Annotated in this window: 3 protein-coding genes; all 3 read left to right on the top strand. The window is 68.2% G+C overall.

The genetic code is table 11. The features are described from left to right. The first annotated feature begins 7 nt into the window (after positions 1 to 7). A complete protein-coding gene (locus BAY1663_RS24345) occupies positions 8 to 175 on the top strand; it encodes an OsmC family protein (protein ID WP_371257655.1) in 168 nt (55 codons plus the stop codon). A gap of 27 nt (positions 176 to 202) precedes the next feature. After that, positions 203 to 1,342, top strand: coding sequence for an acyl-CoA dehydrogenase family protein (locus BAY1663_RS22695; RefSeq protein WP_037045379.1), 1,140 nt, complete (start codon positions 203 to 205; stop codon positions 1,340 to 1,342). Then, a partial coding sequence (locus BAY1663_RS22690; RefSeq protein WP_037045377.1) for a rubredoxin occupies positions 1,339 to 1,565 on the top strand: 227 nt, incomplete at its 3' end. The genes BAY1663_RS22695 and BAY1663_RS22690, both read left to right, overlap by 4 nt.

The following is a 1,565-nucleotide window of genomic DNA, read 5'->3' as shown; positions in this document are numbered from 1 at the left end:
TGCAGAGATGCAGCCGGCGCAGATGGGTTTCCAGGAAATCCGCGTGAAGGTGCTGGTGGAGGGCGATGCGAGCCGCGAGGAGCTGGAGGAGATCGTGCGCCAGGCCAATTTCTACTCGCCGGTGGCCAACTCCATGCGCAACCCGATCCCGTTCAGTATCGCCCTGGCCGACTGAGCCTCATCCCGCAGGAGGAATGCCGTCATGCACAGCGCCGTTGTCGTTTCCCCTTCGTCCGTCGCCGGCCTGGCCGATGAGCGCTTGCTCGCCGAAGTCCGCCGTATCGCGGCGGGGCCGCTGGCCCAGTTGGCTAGCCGGATCGACCACGAAGGCCATTACCCCCTGGAGATCATGACCCGGCTCGGCGAGGCGGGAGCCCTGGGCGCCCACCTGCAGAGCCGGGGAGGGCGCTACGATATTGCCCTGGCCGCCATGCAGGAGGTTAGCCGCAGTTGCGGCTCCACCGGCTTCCTTGTCTGGTGCCAGGACGTCTGCGGCCTCTATATGGAGCAGTCGGACAACCCGGCGCTGTTGGCGCGCCTGTCAGATCACGCGCAGGGCCGGACGTTCGGCGGCACCGGCCTGTCGAACCCGATGAAAGCCTTGGCCGGCATCGAGAACATGCTGCTGCGTGCGCGCAAGGTGCCGGGGGGCTACCGCGTCAGCGGCTCGTTGCCCTGGGTCAGCCATATTGCCCAGGGCCAGTACTGCGGGGCCATCGCCGCCGTGGAGCGTGACGATGGCTCGCGGTCCCACGAAATCATGTTTCTGCTCGACATCGATGCGCGCGTGGAGCTTCGCGCCTGCCCGGCCTTTTCCGGGATGGAAGGCACCAGCACATGGCGCATCCAGCTCGACGACTATTTCGTCGGCGAAGACGGCCTGATCGCCGATCCGGCCCGTCCGTTCATCGCGCGCATCCGTGCGGCCTTCATCCTGCTGCAGGCCGGGATGGCCACCGGCCTGGTCCAGGGCAGCCTGGACGCGATGCGCGAGGTCGAGCCGGTGCTGGGCCATGTCAACCACTTCCTGCACGACCGGCCCGAGGAAATCCAGGCCGAGTTCGAGGAACTGGGCGGGCGAATCATGCAGCTGGCGCGCAACCCCTTCGACGGCAGCAAGGACTACCTGCTGGATGTGCTCGACGCCCGCACCCAGGGCGCCGAACTGGCCCTGCGCGCCACCCAGTCGGCGCTCATGCACCAGGGTGCGCGTGGCTATCTGCGCAGCGCGGCGCCCCAGCGGCGTATGCGCGAGGCGCAGTTCGTCGCCATCGTAACCCCGGCGATCAAGCACCTGCGCTGGGAAATGGCCCGCCTGATGAAAGAGGAGCTGCCGGCATGAGCGACATGACCCGGGCCTGGCGGCAGTTCATCTGCCGTGCCTGCGGCCTGATCTACGACGAGGAACTGGGCGACCCGGACAGCGGGTTGGCGCCGGGGACCCGCTTCGAGGACATTCCCGATGACTGGGAATGCCCGCTGTGCGGCGTCACCAAGCTGGACTTCGAGCCCTACCTGCGCCGCGCCGTGCCACCGGCCGCCGCGCTGCCGGCCGGGCCGCGTGG

It is taken from the genome of Pseudomonas sp. BAY1663, from assembly GCF_000582595.1.
In the GTDB taxonomy this organism is placed as follows: Bacteria; Pseudomonadota; Gammaproteobacteria; order Pseudomonadales; family Pseudomonadaceae; genus Stutzerimonas; species Stutzerimonas stutzeri_AF.
Note: the sequence above shows the minus strand (reverse complement) of the source record. Positions and strands in the feature narration are given on the sequence as shown.

Excerpts from the sequence above, each read along its gene's own strand:
- BAY1663_RS24345 (WP_371257655.1), top strand. The coding sequence starts at position 8 with ATGCAGCCGGCGCAGATGGGTTTCCAGGAAATCCGCGTGAAGGTGCTG.
- BAY1663_RS22695 (WP_037045379.1), top strand. The coding sequence starts at position 203 with ATGCACAGCGCCGTTGTCGTTTCCCCTTCGTCCGTCGCCGGCCTGGCC.